The sequence below is a fragment of the Rhodococcus sp. no. 34 genome (genome assembly GCF_054589475.1).
The window spans coordinates 397,834-414,832 of sequence record NZ_BAAILK010000012.1 but is presented as its reverse complement, the minus strand read 5'-3'; the positions used below and the strand labels follow the sequence as shown (position 1 = coordinate 414,832).

Below are 16,999 nucleotides of genomic sequence, written 5' to 3'. Positions count from 1 at the left end.
GCAGGTGAACGCCGATCCGAGGTCCGTCTCGTGATGCCTGGTTAAGTGGTCACACGCGTCCTCTGTGACCACTCTGAAGCCACCGTGCGTGTATTTACTTGCGGAAATCCAAGTGGCATCAGCGGACCGCAAACACGCTCGCGGAGAAGGCGAAGACTATGCCGAGCAGAAGTGACGAGAGGCCGGCCCACACGAGCCACTTCTTCGGCTCCTTAGTCGCGTTGGCGTGCCCGATGATCTGGTCCAAGACCAGCCAAGCACCCTCTGCCTGCGCGCCGGCATTGAGTGCAGAGAGCGTGGTGGCTGCAACCTCGGGGTGAAGGTCACCGCTCTCAACTTTTTCTGCGACGAACGGTTCCATGTCCTCTGGGATATCTGCTTTAACCTTCGAGAGCACGGCTAGGTTTCTCTGCAACAGTCGATCGTTCTTGGTGGTTCGCATGAGATCTCGGACGACAAGAACGACACCGACGAGTTGGAAAAGTGCAGCGAGGCTGTACTGCCAGAAAAGCCCGGCGTTCGAGCGGAGGAATTCGATCATGACGGGAAATTCCATTCCCATCCTGCGTCGCTGGATCCCATGTAGGGCCGGTATTGAAGTACTCCGGTGGGTGACTTCGAGTCGAATACGATCGTGAACTTGTACTTGGATGCAGGGACGAGGTCTTGGGGCACATCCTGGGGTAGGCAATAGATGCTCGCATCAGAAGTCGGGTTCGTCTGGGTATAGCCATCTGCCTCGACGATCGTCCAGTCGTTCTGAGGTGCGAAGCTGGCGCGGAAGTCAGCCGAATAGATGTCGGTGGTTTCGACTTCTAACGATGCCGAGATCAGGTGACCGTTGACTGCTGGAATTGAAAATGACTGCGTGCACTGGGGATCTACGGTGATGTCAGTGACCTTCCAAATGACGGCCGGTTCGTTGGAGCTCACGTCACCAATGGCGGATTCAGCGCCGACTGCGGTCATGTAGTTCCCTCGTGGGGACATCTGAGAAGTTGTCGGCGCCGAGGATGTCGTGGTTGTTTCTGTGCTTGACGATTCCTGCTGCGTGGAGGTTGAGGTGTCTGCTGCACTGTGCGATTCGGCATCGTTTGCGCAGCCAGCGAGTATTGGGGGCGCCAAGGCGAGCGCAATGAGTGTCCGTTTCATGTCTGATACATATCAGACTGGTCGGACTGGATTGGACTGCGCTCGGATTCGAGGAACTCGTGGACATCGTCGACGAGCCATCGAAGATCGCAAGAACCGTCGCGGGGTCCGGGCTTGTGGGGTCTTGAGCCGGCTCAGCCCCAACTGTCGAACATCGTCTGGCTATTTGGTCGGAGGTCTGTCGGCGAGCTAACCAACTTCTAAGGGCCGCATTTTTTGCTGGTGAAGGCACCATCGGATGCCTCGATAGTGACCGTGATTGATTGAGAAATGCTCACCATGTTGTTGTCGATGATGTTTCCTTGTGCATTAGTCCGTTCCCCGTAGCAATAAGATACAGCCTGGTGCTGAAGGTGCCGGGTGTTACGAGCATAAGGACTCCCCGCGTTTTCTATTGGGTCGGTTCTGGCGGTGAGTTGAGACGTGCGTCCCCGCTCATCCAAGGCCTGTGTGTCACGTTAGTGGTCGGTTCCGAAATTCCGAGATCCCGGCGTATAGCTGACGCGAAGAGTCCTTCGGAAGCCGTGACCCCCTCACAGTGGGTACTGATCCCATTCAAGGAACTCTGTAGGAGCGCAGCAGGATCGGTGCTTCCATCCTCAGCAGTCCACCCCGAGTACTGGTTGGCGATCATTGATTCAAGTGCGTGAATTGCACTCAAGACAAATCGGTGGCTGCCGATCAGGCCGAGGGTTGCATCGTTTGCCCCGGGTCCGGCCGAGAACGTCAATGTGGAACACGCGTTGCGTAGCTTCTCGGATTGCTTCTGGTAGTCGAAACGGTCTGGAGATTTAGAAGCTCTTCTTTGCGCCGCATGGCGCGGCGGTATGCCAGTACCAATTCGTCTGCGACGGATCGGGCATCTTGTGAGCATTCGAGAATCGAAGCTGCAGCCTTCGCGACGGCGTCCATTCTCCAGCGCTCGTGTTCGCGCTTGTCGGCCCGCTCGATTGCTAGGCGATTTGTCCGGTTGGCTTTGATTCCGATAGTCAGCGCTACAAGGGCCACTGCGAGTGAACCGAGAAAAGGAATCCACAGTGACCACCAGGACGACGAGTTGACTATCCGCACAGGGAAGTAATCCACGGAGGTGACCTTGCCATGGGTCACTGACATGCTCGGCCAACCCGCTCGTCACGCTAATCTCATGCTCTTTTCCGACTAGCAAACGAAGAAAAGTCCGAGGTGAGCGGTTGTAACCGCGTCGACCTCGGACTCCTTTGGTGCCCCCAGTAGGACTCGAACCTACGACCTGCGGATTAAAAGTCCGTAGCTCTACCAACTGAGCTATAGGGGCGCGGCGCAGAGTCTAACGGGACCGCAGAGTCCGTGAAAACACCACCCCCACCAGAAGGGCAATTCCGATGACGGCGATGGTCCCGCCAGTGCGATGCAGACCCGCGTCGTCGATGGTTCCGCGCATGGTCAACTCGATGACGACGGCAGCAAGGTTGGCGCCGATGTACTGGATTGTTCGGTACAGACCGATCGCCGTCCCGACGTCGGCGGAGGTGGTCACCGAGTTGATCAGGTTCTGGTTTCCCATGTTGTTGAAGCCGTTGGGAATGCCCAGGATCGCCGCAATCAGCAGGAGTGCCACTAGGGGAGTCGAGCTCGATTCGACAAAGGCGATCAGAACGCCGCCGACGGCCAAGGCCGCGGTGCCGATCAGCAGGGTGATCCGTGCGCCGAATTTCCCGTACACCCTGGACGCGGACATGGTCGCGAAGATCCCGACCGCAGCGACGGGCAGCATGAAGAGTCCGGCGCTGATCGGTGACATTCCGCGGGCTACCTGTAGCCACTGGGGGAGCCCGAAGAAGATGCAGTAGAACGCCGTGTACGTCAGAAGCGTCCGGCCGAGAGTCATGCTCAGTGCGCGGTTTCGAGCGACGGCACGGACGTCGATGAACGCCGAGGCCGTTCGACGTTCCCACCAGACGAACAGGAACGCGAAGAGGGCCGTCGATGGCACGAGGTACCACTTCGCGTGCTCGGCGAGAGAGAGGAGAAAGAGCATCGTCGATGTCGTCAGAGCGAGAAACAGGGTGATGCCGAGTGGGTCGAGAGATTTGAACAACGTAGCGGCGCCGGCCCGGTCGGGCAGGGCGGAGTCGCTCGGGGCGGCGAAGAAGACCCATACGGCAGTGACGACGACAAGTGGGAGGTTCACCCACATGATCGATTGCCAACCGAGTGTGCCGACCAACAACCCGCCGAGAGTGGGCCCCAGCGCGACGACCGATTGAGCGCAAATGGTGAGTGTTGCTATAGCTGAACGGGTTTGAGTCCGGTGGCGGTCAGCGTATTCGCGGATGACGGTCATCGCGTTCGGATACTGTGTCGCCGTGCCGATTCCGAGCAGGATTCGTGCGGCGATCAGCCAGCCCAGCGACGGGGCGAGCGAGCCGAGGATCGATCCGGCAGCGATCAGGCCCAATCCGGCGAGGTAGACGCGTTTGGCGCCGAGGATCGATCCGAGTCGACCAGCCGCCGGTGCCGTGACCGCAGTCGCGATGTAGAGGGCCGAGATGACCCACGCTGTGCCTGAACTGGAACCGAAGTATGTGGCGATCGGGACGATTGCCACCGCAATCATCGACGAGTTCAGCGCTTGAAGAACGGTTCCGGAGCCGAGAGCAAGACTCAGTTTCAGGGGAACGGAAGTTTGGGGGGTCGGCGTTTCGACGACGGTGGTCACGAGTTCATCAGTGACTCCTCTGATATCGATGTCGATGCTGGGGACTCGCCCTGGCCGAGTCTGCGCAGGATTCGGCCGGCGATCAGAAGCAAGTCACGCTCGGCTTCGGTGCACTCGGCGTCGATGACCTCGGCCAGCCACTCTGTTCGTTTCGTTCGGTCTTCGTGAAGGGTCGATGTGCCGAGTGCGGTCATCGTGACCAAGACCGCGCGGCCGTCCGATGGATCCGCCCTTCGCGTCACCATGCCCTGTTCTTCGAGCGCGGCCACGGTCTTTGCGATTGATTGCGGCGTGACGCGCTCGAATTTTGCCAACTCTTTGGCGGTCAACGGACCTTGTCGGTCGAGGTGGCCGAGGGCCTGGATCTGGCTCGGCGTGAGCTTGTGGTCGTTGCGTTTGGTGCGTAGACGTCGGACGAAGGCACCCAGATCGTCCCAAAGTACGTCGATCTCGTCTCGAGCCTTGCTGCGACCCTCTCCAGCGTTCATTTAGACAGTCTAACTGTGTTGTTTCGATGCTGCCAGTACGGTTTCGACGGAAAAGGGGGAATAAACAATTGCACTAGTTGTTTAAAACCTTGGGACTGCTGTCCATCGGGCGGCGAAGCAGTTCCGTCTGCGAGGTCGAATTATCAGAATCTCGGGCACGAAAAAGCTCGGATGCGCACCCCCTGCGGCGCACCCGAGCGGCCAAAACCATACCACTTGGTGTCTTTTGGGCATAAAGTCGGTTCTTGTCCCCTGAACAGCCGATTGCGTCTAGTACTTTTGGCGGGTATCGCTCTAGTCCTTACGTAGGGTGTGTTGGAGGGGATATTGTGAGGTTTCGGGGGATGACAGGCGCCGATCACGGCGATTCTGCGTACCAACTCTGCGAGAGGCACAACACCGTAAATGGCACGTCAACAAGAGCGTGCGCGGCGTACCCGCGCCGCCCTGGTCGAAGCGGCTGCAGTCGAATTCGCCAAGCGCGGCTATGCAGCTGCGTCGGTGAACACGATCCTCGAGGGCTCCCGCGCCACCAAAGGCGCCATGTATTTCCATTTCCAGTCCAAGGAAGAGTTGGCGCGAGCGGTTCTGACCTCGGCTATCGAAACCTTCACTGGAATTACTGATCGTTGGGCCAAGAGAACAGACCTCGATCCATTCGTCGCTTTGCACGGTCTCGTGCTCGACATTGCCGAGGTCTTCCGTGCCGAGGTAATCGTGCAGGCGGAATTCCGGCTGATCATCGAGCCCGAGTTCTACAAGGATGTGCAGTCCGGTGGTGGGCAGGTCTGGGGAAAGACCGCCTATGAGTTGGCATTGCGTGCCAAGGACGACGGTTTGCTCCGAGAAGACGCCGACCCGGACAAATTCACGCGTGTACTTGCAGCGAGCCTTGCCGGTCAGCGGTACATGGCAGACCTGATTGCCTCAAGTGGAGATCTGGGCGAGTGGTTCGAGGAGTCTCTCGAAGTAGTCCTCGAAGCCATGGCTACGCCGCAGTGGTTGGAGACGTTCCATCGTGACGGGTGGCCCCAAGTCGAGTTCCCTGACACTGAATAGTGCACTTTTCTGCCCGTGAACAGGCGATTTGTGATTTCCGAATGCCGTGCCATAAGCTATCCAAGCTCCCAACGGAACGCCGTTGGGGTACTAGTTCGGAGAGATCCGGCGGGCCCCCTTCGTCTAGCGGCCTAGGACGCCGCCCTTTCAAGGCGGTAGCGCGGGTTCGAATCCCGTAGGGGGTACGTTTTGCGAAAGCGAAACGATGCAGTATGGTTTGACCCGCACGACACGCTTTGAGATGCACAAATGCCAGGCCAGGACAGTGGTTTGGGAGCGGCTCGAAGATGTAGTACGGTTTCACAGCAAGGAAAAAGCAAGGCCCTGTGGCGCAGTTGGTTAGCGCGCCGCCCTGTCACGGCGGAGGTCGCGGGTTCGAGTCCCGTCAGGGTCGCAAAGCTTTGTTCTCAATCAATCGGTTGAGAACAAAGCAATGCGATAGGCATTCGGTTCGGGTGCCGTCCGGCCAGGTAGCTCAGTTGGTACGAGCGTCCGCCTGAAAAGCGGAAGGTCGCCGGTTCGATCCCGGCCCTGGCCACCATAATTCTTATCGACAAGCTCCAATCTCATGTTCTTCGAACATAAGGTTGGAGCTTTTTCGTATTCGGATGTCAGTCGCCGTCAACCACTCGGCTCGATCATCTGAGTTATACGCATCCTTTGTCTCCGTGAATGATTCCGGTGACCGGGAACGTGCTGCGCGTCACTCCGTCAAGAACCTCACTATTAGCCGGTTGCGGCCGATCCCTGGCCGCGTCTACTGGAAGTGAGGTGGAATCTCCGTGTCGCACTCGAGATCTTGGCCTATCGGGAAAGTCAGCCGGGTCGCCGTGGCGCTGATCGGTGCCGGTGTCCTGTTGGTGGGCTGCGCGAGCAGCAATGACGACAGCGGTACCGATACGACGACCGCGTCGGGAGACATAGTGATCGGCATGGTCAACGAGCAGCCCGATCCGGGAACTGCGGTGGCCGGCGGGACCATGACGTACGGCGTACAGGTGCTCGTTCCCTCACTCGACCCGACGAAGACGGCCGCTCGCGGCGGTTCCGGCGGTGAGGCCTTCGCTGCTGTGTACGACGTCCTGATGAGTTACGACACTGCGAGCGGCGAGTTCGAGCCCAAGTTGGCTGAATCGCTCGAGACAGCTGACGACGGAGCCACCTGGACGCTGAAACTTCGCGACGGTGTGAAGTTCAGTGACGGCACCACCCTCGACGCCAACGCCGTGATCGCGAGCATCGATCGGTACAACGCGGGCAAGGGCAATGGCGCCGAACTGTGGCTGGCTTCGGTGGAATCGGCGCAGGCAAGCGGTCCGACGACAGTGGAATTCAAGCTGAAGACGCCGTGGATGCGTTTTCCGTCGATGCTCGCTCTCGGGCACGGGATGATCGTCGCCCCGAGTTCGCAGCAAGGCGACAAGTTCACCGCCGTCGGAGCCGGACCTTTCACCGAAGATGTCTTCACACCGAGCGTCGAGCGAATCTTCAAAGCCAACCCGTCCTACTACGGCGGCGCTCCCAAGCTGGACAAGTTGCGGATGGTTGCGCTCAACGGCCCGCAGGCCAATCTCGAATCATTGAACAGCGGTCAGCTCGATGTCGCCTACATTCGCGGCCTCACGTCGGCGATCAATTCTGCCAAGTCCGCTGGTTACCCCGGCTACATCGACGTGCTCAATGCCGGCAGTGCCGAGATCGTCAACAACCGTGAAGGCCGACCGGGCTCGGATGTTCGCGTTCGCCAGGCCATCGGCTACGCGCTGGACACCACGTTGATCGATCAGCGAGTGGAAAACGGTGAGGGACTGCCGGGCTCGGAGTTGTTCGGTCCGACGTCGCAATGGCATGTAGACACACCGGGTATTGCCTACGACCCCGAAAAGTCGAAGGAACTTCTGAATCAGGCAAAGGCAGACGGGTACGACGGCAGCCTCGACTACGTCGTTCTCAGTGAGCCGAAGGACCACGCGATCGGCCTCGCCGTGCAGTCACTGTTGCAGGCCGTCGGGTTCGAGGTGAACTTGATCTTGGCCAACAACGCCGGCGACATCGTGCAGAACGTCTACGTCAAGCACGATTTCGACCTCGCGCACGCGGGCATCGGAATGTACGAGTCGATTCTCGATCTCGGATTGTTCTCCACGACCAACAGCACCTCGATGGCGAATACTGCTGGATATGCGAACCCGGCGATGGATCAGCTGATCGCAGATCTACAACAGGCCAAGGACAATTCGTCGACCCTGGCGATCATCGGCAAAATTCAGACGCTGTGGAACGAGACGGTTCCATCGGCGCCGATCGGCGGGCTCACGTCGTTCTGGGCTTGGCAGAAGAACGTGCACGGTGTGGTTCCGACTGCAACCGGCATCATGCTGTTCGATCAGGCATGGATGGGCGCGAAGTAGCGTTCCAGCGCACACCGAGAGCTCCGTCCGACGCGAGTCGGGCGGGGCTCTTTCGTGTCTACGTCGGCTAGCGTTGCGCAACCCTTTCGATCAGGATGATTGTATTGAAATATGTTGTAGGTCAATATGATTCGACAAGCGTGATTTGACTTGCCCAGCGTGGCCCGCATAGATTGCATCCACCATCCAGAGTGGCTGAGAGACCTGGCTCGATGATGCCGCAGCAACCCGCTACCTAACCGCAGTGTGGGTGCTACCGCCAGGACCGATGGAGGACACATGACTGTATTTGCCGTGGGTATCGAACTGGACGGCGAGGGCACTCACCCCGCTGCCTGGCGCCGAAGCTCACACCGCCCGGACCAGCTGCTCACGGGCAAAGCGGTGCGCGATCGCGTCGCGGCTGCCGAGAATGCCGGCTTCACGTTCGCGACGTTCGACGATTCCATCCTCCCCCCGAGTGGTGACGTCGTCGGCCGCATCGATGCCGTCTCGAGGGCGTCGTACGTGGCGGCGACAACCAGCACGATCGGGCTGGTCCCCGTCGTCGGGACCACGTACGCCGAACCGTTTCATACGTCCTCGCAATTGGCGACGTTGGACTACTCCTCGCGTGGGCGTGGCGGCTGGCTTGCTGTTCCGGTCGAAGACGATGCCGCGGCGAGGGCGTGGGGGAGGGCTCCGGTAACAACGGAGTCGGCGCGTCAGCAAGAGCAGCGGGATTCGGTCACCGTTGTGACCGATCTCTGGGACTCGTGGGAGGACGACGCCGTCGTTCGTGACTATCTCAGTGGGCGTTTCCTCGAGCGTGATCGTCTGCATTACGTCAATTTCGAGGGCGACACGTTCTCGGTGAAGGGGCCGGCAATCGTTCCGCGGCCGCCTCAAGGCCAGTTGGTGGTGTTCGGCCGCTACGGCGAAATCGATCCACGCCAGCCGGATGTTGTTCTCGTTTCCGGTGATTCGGTGGAGACCATTGCACAGTCGGCTGCCAAGGCGCGCGATGAGGGCGCGTCATTGGTGTTCGCCGAGGTCGATGTGGCATTCGATACGCCGAATCTGTCTGCGGCGCAGCGGAGGACCGAGCTGAACTCGTACGGGAATGCCGTCGTCACCGGCCGACTGCTCCTGGCTGCAGATCCGGGGGAAGCGGCCGTGGTTCTGAAGGAATTGGCCGGACACCTCGACGGTGTTCATTTCCATGCTCTCGTGATCGACGAGGACCTTCCGGTGCTGGCCAAATTCGTGCTTCCGACGCTGTCCAAGGCCGGGTTGACGCGACGCCCGGTTCCGGGATCGACCCTGAGGGGCAACCTCGGTCTGCAGCGACCCGCAAATCGATTCGCCCACTCCTCCTGACTTGACTTCGCGCTAAGGATATTTCGGCCATGACTGCATCACGCTCCGCCGTACCTCGACCCGACGCTCACGTTCACTTCGGCGTCTTCTTCCAGGGGGTCAACCACACCACCATCTGGTCCGATTCCGCGAGCGGATCCCAGATCGACTTCGAGACGTTTCGGCGGTTGGTACTCACCGCCGAGCGAGGTCTGTTCGACGCCTTCTTCCTCGGTGAAGGCCTGCGGCTTCGGGAACAGAACGGCAAGATTCTCGATCTGGATATCGCCGGCCGCCCCGACGCCATTGCGCAGTTGGCCGCCCTCGCCGGTATCACCGACAAGATCGGGTTGGTCGCGACACAGAACACCACGTACAACGAACCGGCCGACCTTGCGCGTCGACTCTCCGGCCTCGACCTACTTTCCGACGGACGGGCCGGCTGGAATGCGGTGACCACCGACAACGCGTGGACGGGAGAGAACTTCCGTCGCGGTGGTTTCCTCGACCACTCCCTGCGCTACGAGCGTGCCGGGCAGTTCATCGAAACCGCGCGGGCACTGTGGGATTCGTGGGCCGACGACGCGATCTCGGATTCTCGCACGTCCGAGAACTGGTCTACTCCGGGCGCCGTCGGCGACGTGCGCAGGCAGACTTCACAGTTCGACATCTCCGTGACGCCGACGCTTCCCCGAAGCCGCCAGGGGCATCCGGTCATCTTCCAAGCGGGTGATTCCCCGAGTGGACGCGATTTCGCGGCGACGCACGCCGACGTCATCTTCTCGCGACACGGGACTCATTTCGACGGCGCGCTCGACTTCGCCGACGACATTCGGGCTCGGTTGCGTAAAGCCGGGCGACCGGAGGACGACGTCAAGATCTTGCCCAGCACGCAGATCGTGTTGGCGGAGAACGAGTCCGAAGTCGAGGAGAAGGCAAGGTGGGTCCTCGAAGGCCAGTTCACCGGTCAGACTGCCCTCTCTCTCGTCGGACTGGTGTGGGGTAAGGACCTTTCCGATCGAGACCCCGACGGTCCACTCCCCGAGGAAGATCCGGTTGCCCGCCCGGTTTCGGAGACGCGCGGTTCCGCGCGGGACGGCAACGACCCCATTGCGATCGCACGTGAATGGCGTGCTCTTGCCGAGGCAAAGAATCTGTCCCTACGTCAGGTCGCTATCGAGACCTCGCAGCGTTCGGGTTTTGCGGGCACTCCGGGGCAGGTCGCAGATCAGTTGGTCCATTGGGTGCGCAACGGAGCTTCGGACGGCTTCAACATCTCGCCGTACCTGGTGCCGACCGGGCTCGACGAGATCGTCGACTGGTTGATCCCGGAACTGCAGGAGCGTGGGGCGTACCGCACCGAGTACTCCACGTCGACGCTGCGAGAGCACTTGGGGTTGCGACCGCCGCTCACGCGTCGGGCCACGTCTGAAGCTGCGGGGTAACGGGTCCTGTCCCACACGGTCACAGCGGCGGCCGAATCCACCAAGCTCGATTCGGCCGTCCGCTGGGAGATCATCGTCTGCGTAGCCGCGGGCTTCACCACTCTTCTCGATTCGGCGGTGCTCGGAATCGGGGTTCCGTCGATCCGGGCGTCGCTGGGCGCGTCGACCTCGGAGGTGCAGTGGATCCTTGCGAGCTATTCGCTGACTTTCGGCTTGGCCCTGGTGCCGGCGGGCCGACTCGGTGACGTCGTCGGGCGTCGACGCTTGTTCTTGGCGGGCCTGAGCATTTTCGCGGTGATGGGAATCCTCGGAGCGTGTGCGTCGGATCCGTCGATGATCGTGTTGGCCCGGCTGGGGCAAGGGATCGGCGCAGGCACCATCAGTTCGCAGGTGCTCGGCATCATCACCGACCGGGTGTCCGGAAAGGCTCGGGCGAAGGCGTTGGGCGCGTACAGCACCGCGGGTGGTCTGGCCGGCGTTTCCGGACCGATCCTCGGTGGCGTTCTGCTGAAGTATTCCGACGCCGACTTCGGATGGCGGTTGCTTCTCGTTCTCAACGTGCCGTTTGCTCTGATCACACTGATTCTGGCGTTTCGCTTTCTGCGCCGTGATCGAACTACCCGATCGGGCGCATCGATCGATCCGGTTGGGCTGTGTCTGCTTGCGACTACGACCGGGCTCCTGTTGTGGCCCATCGTGACCCGGACCAGTGTCACTGTGGCTGCGGCTTTCCTGATCGGTGCGTTCGGCGCTGCCGTTGCCTTCTGGTTCTGGGAACGTCGGTACGCCGCACGCGGTGGGACGCCGGTACTGCTTCCGTCATTGATCGCCTCTCGGGGATTTCGGCTCGGTACAACGGTTGCACTCTTCTGGTTTCGGATCCATCCTCGCCGTCAACGCGGTGCTCAGCCTCTATCTGATCGAAGGTTTGGGCTTCGTCCCGCTGAGTGCGGCGTTGATCATGACCGGTAGCTCACTCGCGATGGCCCTGACTTCGGCTTTCGGATGGCGGCTGGTTGCCAGGTTCGGCCGAAGTGCAGTGGTTTTTGCCATAGTCGGCGAGATCCTTGTCATCCTCGGGTACATCGCAGCGGTCAATCTGATTCCGCGGGAACATCTGATCCCGGTGCTGGTAGTCCTGGCGGTGTTGTCGGGAGTTGCCAGCGGCTTGGTCGACGCGCCCAATCGGGTGCTGACTCTCGAATATGCACCGGCGGGTGCGAACGGAGTTGCGGCGGGTTTCCTTCAGCTGTCGCAGCGACTGTCCGCGACCATCTCGCTGGCCGCGGTATCGGGGTTGTATCTCGGTGTGCTCGGATGCTCGCCCGACGGATATGGACGTGCGTTCGGGATCGCGCTTGCCGTCTGCGTGGTCATGTTGACGCTCTCGCTGGCGGGGGCGGTGGCAGACCTCCGTCGGCGAAGGACGTGACCTGGCGTTTCGTAGGCCTAGAGGGCCCTCGGGAGACCGAGCCCGTGTGACTCGTGGGACTTGTGTTACCCATGAGTTAGGAGTCGTGGGACGATACTTGTGTGGTGACCGGTCGCAGTGAAGACAAGCCCAACGGTCGCGGGAGTGGAGAGCCAGTTAACTCACCCCGTGGATCGTCGGACAAACGTGACCGCACATCGACACCCTTCCGCGCTCGAACGGCGATGTGGACCAATCGGCCTCTGTTCGATTTCCATATGATCGTCGGTCTGGTCGTGCTGATCGTCGCGTTCGGACTGCTGATGGTGCTGTCGTCTTCGGGCGTCGAATCCTATGTGTTGTCCGGGACGTCCTATGCCAGATTCTGGCCCCAGTGCATGTTCGCGGCGATCGGCTTGGTGATGTTCGTGGCAGTCGTGCGGTTGCCGACCGAAACGATGCGTAGAGCCTCCCCGTGGCTGCTGATCCTGTGTCTTGTTCTGCTTGTCCTGGTGCTGATTCCAGGTATCGGCTCGGAACAAATGGGTGCTCGCAGCTGGTTCGTGATCGCGGGCATTTCCTTCCAGCCGTCGGAGCTGGCCAAACTTGCTCTGGCGATCTGGTCCGCAGCGACGGTTGCGTCGTTCATGAAGGCGCGGATGGACGTCAACCGCGCGCTGCCGGTGATCGGCGGTACGACGTTGCTGGTTCTGGTTCTGGTGGTGTTGGAGAAGGACCTCGGAACCACCATCACCATCGGCATCATCTTCATGTCGGTGCTGTGGTTCGGGCTGTTCCGGATGAAGACATTCATCAGCCTCACACTCGGTTCCGCAGTCGCATTTCTCGTGCTCGGGCTTACTGCTGGTTACCGCTCGGATCGCATCAAGGCTTTCCTCAATCCTGATCTCGACCCGCAGGGTTTGAACTTCCAGAGCACTCAGGCCAAGTACGCACTGGCGAACGGAGGCATCTTCGGGCGCGGTCTAGGACAGTCCGACGCCAAATGGAGCTATCTCCCGCAGGCGCACAACGACTTCATTTTTGCCGTGATCGGTGAAGAGTTGGGTCTGGTCGGCGCGCTGATCGTCGTCGCTCTCTTTGCCGCGGTTCTGATCGTCGGGCTGCGGATCGCGAAACGGTCCACTGATCCGTTCCTCAAAGTCATGACAGCGACGGCAACGACGTTGATCGTCGTGCAGGCGTTCATCAACATCGCCTACGTCGTCGGCCTGATTCCGGTGACCGGTCTGCAACTACCGCTCATCTCGGCGGGCGGAACGTCGATGATCACCACCCTGCTGATGTTCGGGCTCATCGCGCACGCAGCCTTCCGTGAGCCCGAGGCTGTCGCCTCGGCCGAGAGCAGCGGTCGCGGTTGGATACCGCTGGTCTTCGGCAAGCCTCGGTTCGGCATTGCCAAGAAGCCACAGACCGATCGACGGAGGCCGCCAGCTCGCCGCGCCCAGCCTGCTCCAACTGGGCAACGCCGACCGGAACGACGGGCACCACAACCCGACAGACGCCGGACTCCAGCTCCGGGCCGACGCGCACCCTCTCGCGACTGGTCGGAAGATCCACGTAGACGCGGCCGATCCGATCGGCCGCGGCGCGCTTCCTGATCTGGGCCAGTTCCACTGGCGGGCAGTTCGGAAGCGGGCAGTCATGCACCCGACAATTGCGTTGGGCGGCTACATTGGGAGTCGGCAAAACGACGTCTAATAAGGGTTGTGGACATGGCAGGTGGCGACAAGGCAGACCAGTCGGTGGTCGAACGTAGCTCGGTGACCGGACGTCGTACGACGCCGTCGCAGCGAGCGCGTTTTCGCCGGATTGTCGACGCCGCAATGGAATCCGCCTCCGAAGGCGGCTACGACGCGGTGCAGATGCGATCGGTGGCTGATCGCGCCGGCGTCGCGATCGGCACTGTTTACCGGTATTTCCCGTCCAAGAACCACATGCTTGTCGTCGCATTGTTGTGGATGTTCGAGGGTTTGCGTGACAGATTCCAAGACTTTGTAATCCCGGGCGAGACTCCGTCGGACCGGATTCTGTTTGTGCTGCGCAAGAATACGGAGGTCCTCGAGACCGATCACCTCCGTTACGAAGCGTTGGTTCGGGCGTACATGTTCGCGGACGCGTCGGCGACTCCGGAACTCAACGCGCTCGGTGGGGTCGTGACCGAGATGTTCGCGAAGGCGATCGGTGTCGAGGAAGTCTCGCAGCAGCAGTTGGACGCGGTGAAGGTGATCGACGACGTCTGGATGTCGAGTCTCGTCTCGTGGGTTGCGGGCCGGATGACGACGGACGAGGTGATGGCGCACCTGGAACTTGCCGTGCGACTGGTCTTTCGCAAGTTGGGCGGATAGCGCTCAGACGGTGTAGCCACCGTCGACGTTGAGCTTCTGGCCGCTGATGAATCCGGCCGCGTCGCTTGCGAGGAAACATACTGCTTCGGCGATGTCGGCAGCTGATCCGAAGCGCTTCAACGGGATTCGGCTCATTGTCACGTCGAGCGCGCCCTGGTCGAGTTCGGCGGAGCTGATCAGGCGCTCCGCCATTCCGTCCGTCAACATGCCTGGTCCGACAGCGTTGAACCGGACGCCGTAGCGTCCTTCCTCTGCGGCGAATCCGCGAACAAGTTGTTCGACAGCCCCTTTGGTGCCTGCGGAGAGTCCGTCGCGCACGGGAAAACGATCCGTTGCCGCGGTTGTCACCGCCACCACCGAACCCGAGGATGCACGCAGCGCAGGCAGGGCGGTGTGGACGAGGGTGAAGAACGCCGCGGCCTCCTGGTTGAGTTGTTCGGTGAAGAACGCCGGCGTCACACGTGAGAGGTGCGTCATCGGGACGTGCGGTCCCGCAGCGTGGACGAGGGTCGTCAATGCGCCCAGATCACTGACCGCATCGTTGACGGCGGCGCTGATCGACAACTCGTCGGTCAAGTCGAGCGAGTACGAGTGGGCGCGCACACCATGCGCTCGAATCTGCTCGCTCAGTTGCTCGGCAGCGCCCTTGTTGTTTCGGTAGGTGAAGGCGACGTCGTGTCCGCGTTCGGCGAGGGTCAGGGCGATCGCCGACCCGATTCCACCGGTTCCGCCGCTGACAAAAGCGGTGCGTACTGCGCTCACATTGCCTCCAGGTGTCTGCCGATTCCAAACCTAACAAATGCTTGGTTGGGGTGCCAATCGGAATATATCAGTGCGCGAAGGGCAGGCTCAGATTGCTATCGCAACCGGACTGATCGTCCTAATCTGTTGCCATGTCCGGAGACAGTGTGCAGTTGACCGACGGGGCGCCCGGTGGGGAATCGGAACCTCATGCACCGAGTTTGAACAATCGCCTGAACTGGCTGCGTGCAGGTGTTCTGGGTGCAAACGACGGAATCGTCTCGACCGCAGGTCTCGTGGTCGGTGTTGCGGCAGCCACGACCGAGCGCTCCGCGATCTTCACAGCAGGTTTTGCTGGACTGGTTGCCGGCGCTGTGTCCATGGCGTTGGGCGAGTACGTCTCGGTCAGCGCTCAGCGGGATACCGAACGCGCACTCCTGCAGAAGGAGAAGAAGGAACTCCTCGAGACCCCGGAGGCTGAACTTCAGGAACTGACCGAGATCTACGAGAACAAGGGATTGAGTCCGGAGACGGCCCGCCGCGTCGCCGAAGAATTAACCGAGCACGACGCCTTCGCGGCGCACGTAGAAGTCGAATTGGGTATCGATCCAGACGATCTCACCAATCCGTGGCACGCGGCGATTTCGTCGGCAATCTCGTTCACGATCGGCGCGGCGATCCCGTTGGTCGCAATTCTGGTGCCGCCGACAGGCATCCGCGTCCCTATCGCATTTTTCGCGGTGCTGATCGCACTTGCGCTGACCGGGACGATCAGCGCGACGCTCGGCGGAGCTCGCAAGACCAGAGCGGTGCTACGCGTGGTGATCGGCGGCGCGCTGGCGATGGCCGTGACGTACGGAGTAGGTCAGTTGGTGGGCACGGGTCTCGCCTGACCCCTGCTGTGCGCCTTTATTAACCGCGGGGGGTTAATAAAGGCGCACAGCAATTCAGGCGCGACAGATCATGACCGGCCCTGGCGCATGGTGCAGCAGATTCTGGCTGGTGGAGCCCATCACGGCGCCCGCCATCGCACTGCGGCCGTGACTTCCGACAACTATCAACTGTGCGTCGTCGGCGTATTTGAGCATGACGGGAGCAGCGGCACCGGGTTCACTGATGCGGGTGACCGGCACGTCCGGGTACTGGTCGGCCATACCGGCTAGATTTTCCGCCAGTAGCGCCGATTCCTCCTGCTCGACAGCCTCCCAGTCGATCAGGATTCCCGCTCCGCCTTCGCGGAAGGTGGACGAGCCCTGCCAGGTGTGGACCGCGATGAGCGGCGCGTCGAACTGATCGGCATAACGAAACGCGTACTCGACGGCCTTCTTGCTCAACGCGCTTCCGTCCACTCCGACGATGACGGGACGCTGATCCGGACCGGGATTCTCCGCCGAACCACGCCACACGGTGACCGGACAGGTTGCATGATTGGCCACCTTCAGTGCGGTCGATCCGAGCAGCCGTGAGCGCAGTGCACCCGATCCGGTCGACCCCATCACGATCAGGCGTGCGGTACCCGAGGATTCGAGGATATGCGTCGACGCCGGCCCTGGCGCGATCTCGGATTCGATGGTCAGTTCGGGGAATTCGGCCGAAATCACCGCGGCGGCGGCATCGACGATCGCCTCGCCGTCTTCGCGGATCTGGCTGAGGAACTGTGACTGCAACATCACTGCAGCGGGATTGTAGATCGGGCCCTCTTGCGGCAGGGCGTGCGCCAGAATCAGCCGTGAGTTCACCGCGTTCGCGACGGAGGCCGCCCACCGGGCCGCCGCCGTCGAGGCCTCGGATCCGTCGATACCGGCGACGACATCCTGGTGTCCTGCAAGTGTGTTCATGTCTACTCCCTCTGAAATGATCGAGATCGGTCGACTGGTTACAGCG

General features: G+C 61.0%; 14 protein-coding genes, 4 tRNA genes, 1 pseudogene and 1 riboswitch. Of the genes and pseudogenes, 11 read left to right on the top strand and 8 right to left on the bottom strand.

The annotated features are described in order from the left end of the window. Window positions 1–118 precede the first annotated feature (118 nt). From ACYP01_RS02815 to ACYP01_RS02790, 6 genes are all read right to left on the bottom strand, one after another. Window positions 119–541: a hypothetical protein gene (locus ACYP01_RS02815; RefSeq protein ID WP_459678609.1), complete on the bottom strand. Its 423-nt coding sequence runs from the start codon at window positions 539–541 to the stop codon at window positions 119–121. Further along, the gene (locus ACYP01_RS02810) at window positions 538–969 is read right to left on the bottom strand and encodes a hypothetical protein (protein WP_459678607.1); all 432 of its coding nucleotides are present in this window, start codon (window positions 967–969) and stop codon (window positions 538–540) included. Before ACYP01_RS02810 ends, ACYP01_RS02815 begins: the two co-directional genes overlap by 4 nt. Before the next feature lie 909 nt (window positions 970–1,878). Beyond that, window positions 1,879–2,268: a hypothetical protein gene (locus ACYP01_RS02805; protein WP_459678606.1), complete on the bottom strand. Its 390-nt coding sequence runs from the start codon at window positions 2,266–2,268 to the stop codon at window positions 1,879–1,881. Window positions 2,269–2,373: 105 nt separating this feature from the next. Next, window positions 2,374–2,449: transfer RNA gene (locus ACYP01_RS02800), tRNA-Lys, on the bottom strand. 12 nt (window positions 2,450–2,461) lie between these two features. After that, window positions 2,462–3,853: an MFS transporter gene (locus ACYP01_RS02795; protein ID WP_459678604.1), complete on the bottom strand. Its 1,392-nt coding sequence runs from the start codon at window positions 3,851–3,853 to the stop codon at window positions 2,462–2,464. After that, on the bottom strand, window positions 3,850–4,341 hold the full coding sequence (locus tag ACYP01_RS02790; protein ID WP_387387884.1) for a MarR family winged helix-turn-helix transcriptional regulator: 492 nt from the start codon (window positions 4,339–4,341) through the stop codon (window positions 3,850–3,852). The genes ACYP01_RS02795 and ACYP01_RS02790 overlap by 4 nt, the downstream gene beginning before the upstream one ends. Window positions 4,342–4,746: 405 nt before the next feature. On the opposite strand from ACYP01_RS02790, the gene ACYP01_RS02785 reads away from it, so the two are divergent. From ACYP01_RS02785 to ACYP01_RS02740, 10 genes and pseudogenes are all read left to right on the top strand, one after another. Continuing rightward, the gene (locus tag ACYP01_RS02785; RefSeq protein ID WP_003940323.1) at window positions 4,747–5,400 is read left to right on the top strand and encodes a TetR/AcrR family transcriptional regulator; all 654 of its coding nucleotides are present in this window, start codon (window positions 4,747–4,749) and stop codon (window positions 5,398–5,400) included. A 112-nt stretch (window positions 5,401–5,512) separates the two neighbouring features. Then, window positions 5,513–5,585, top strand: a tRNA-Glu gene (locus ACYP01_RS02780). Between the two features lie 135 nt (window positions 5,586–5,720). After that, window positions 5,721–5,794: transfer RNA gene (locus tag ACYP01_RS02775), tRNA-Asp, on the top strand. Between the two features lie 70 nt (window positions 5,795–5,864). Continuing rightward, window positions 5,865–5,941 (top strand) — tRNA-Phe (locus tag ACYP01_RS02770). A 241-nt stretch (window positions 5,942–6,182) separates the two neighbouring features. Then, window positions 6,183–7,811 (top strand): ABC transporter substrate-binding protein, encoded by a 1,629-nt coding sequence (locus ACYP01_RS02765; RefSeq protein ID WP_459678603.1) that lies wholly within the window; start codon window positions 6,183–6,185, stop codon window positions 7,809–7,811. A gap of 179 nt (window positions 7,812–7,990) precedes the next feature. Next, window positions 7,991–8,086: riboswitch (SAM riboswitch) on the top strand. A 4-nt stretch (window positions 8,087–8,090) separates the two neighbouring features. Then, a complete protein-coding gene (locus ACYP01_RS02760) occupies window positions 8,091–9,170 on the top strand; it encodes an LLM class flavin-dependent oxidoreductase (protein WP_073512769.1) in 1,080 nt (359 codons plus the stop codon). A gap of 29 nt (window positions 9,171–9,199) precedes the next feature. Beyond that, the gene (locus ACYP01_RS02755) at window positions 9,200–10,594 is read left to right on the top strand and encodes an NtaA/DmoA family FMN-dependent monooxygenase (RefSeq protein ID WP_003939710.1); all 1,395 of its coding nucleotides are present in this window, start codon (window positions 9,200–9,202) and stop codon (window positions 10,592–10,594) included. Window positions 10,595–10,711: 117 nt separating this feature from the next. After that, window positions 10,712–12,026 (top strand): annotated as a pseudogene (locus tag ACYP01_RS02750) (MFS transporter). Between the two features lie 224 nt (window positions 12,027–12,250). Continuing rightward, complete coding sequence (gene ftsW / locus ACYP01_RS02745) at window positions 12,251–13,627, top strand: putative lipid II flippase FtsW (protein WP_064687643.1); 1,377 nt, start codon at window positions 12,251–12,253, stop codon at window positions 13,625–13,627. 114 nt (window positions 13,628–13,741) lie between these two features. Then, the gene (locus tag ACYP01_RS02740; protein ID WP_007733896.1) at window positions 13,742–14,374 is read left to right on the top strand and encodes a TetR family transcriptional regulator; all 633 of its coding nucleotides are present in this window, start codon (window positions 13,742–13,744) and stop codon (window positions 14,372–14,374) included. Between the two features lie 3 nt (window positions 14,375–14,377). Here ACYP01_RS02740 and ACYP01_RS02735 read toward each other — a convergent pair whose 3' ends face one another. Further along, window positions 14,378–15,136: an SDR family NAD(P)-dependent oxidoreductase gene (locus ACYP01_RS02735; RefSeq protein WP_042451355.1), complete on the bottom strand. Its 759-nt coding sequence runs from the start codon at window positions 15,134–15,136 to the stop codon at window positions 14,378–14,380. 131 nt (window positions 15,137–15,267) lie between these two features. Here ACYP01_RS02735 and ACYP01_RS02730 point away from each other — a divergent pair, with 131 nt between their 5' ends. Further along, complete coding sequence (locus ACYP01_RS02730; protein ID WP_007733901.1) at window positions 15,268–16,008, top strand: VIT1/CCC1 transporter family protein; 741 nt, start codon at window positions 15,268–15,270, stop codon at window positions 16,006–16,008. A 54-nt stretch (window positions 16,009–16,062) separates the two neighbouring features. Here the strand turns inward: ACYP01_RS02730 and ACYP01_RS02725 are convergent, their stop codons facing one another. Then, the gene (locus ACYP01_RS02725) at window positions 16,063–16,953 is read right to left on the bottom strand and encodes a universal stress protein (RefSeq protein WP_459678599.1); all 891 of its coding nucleotides are present in this window, start codon (window positions 16,951–16,953) and stop codon (window positions 16,063–16,065) included. Between the last annotated feature and the right edge of the window lie 46 nt (window positions 16,954–16,999).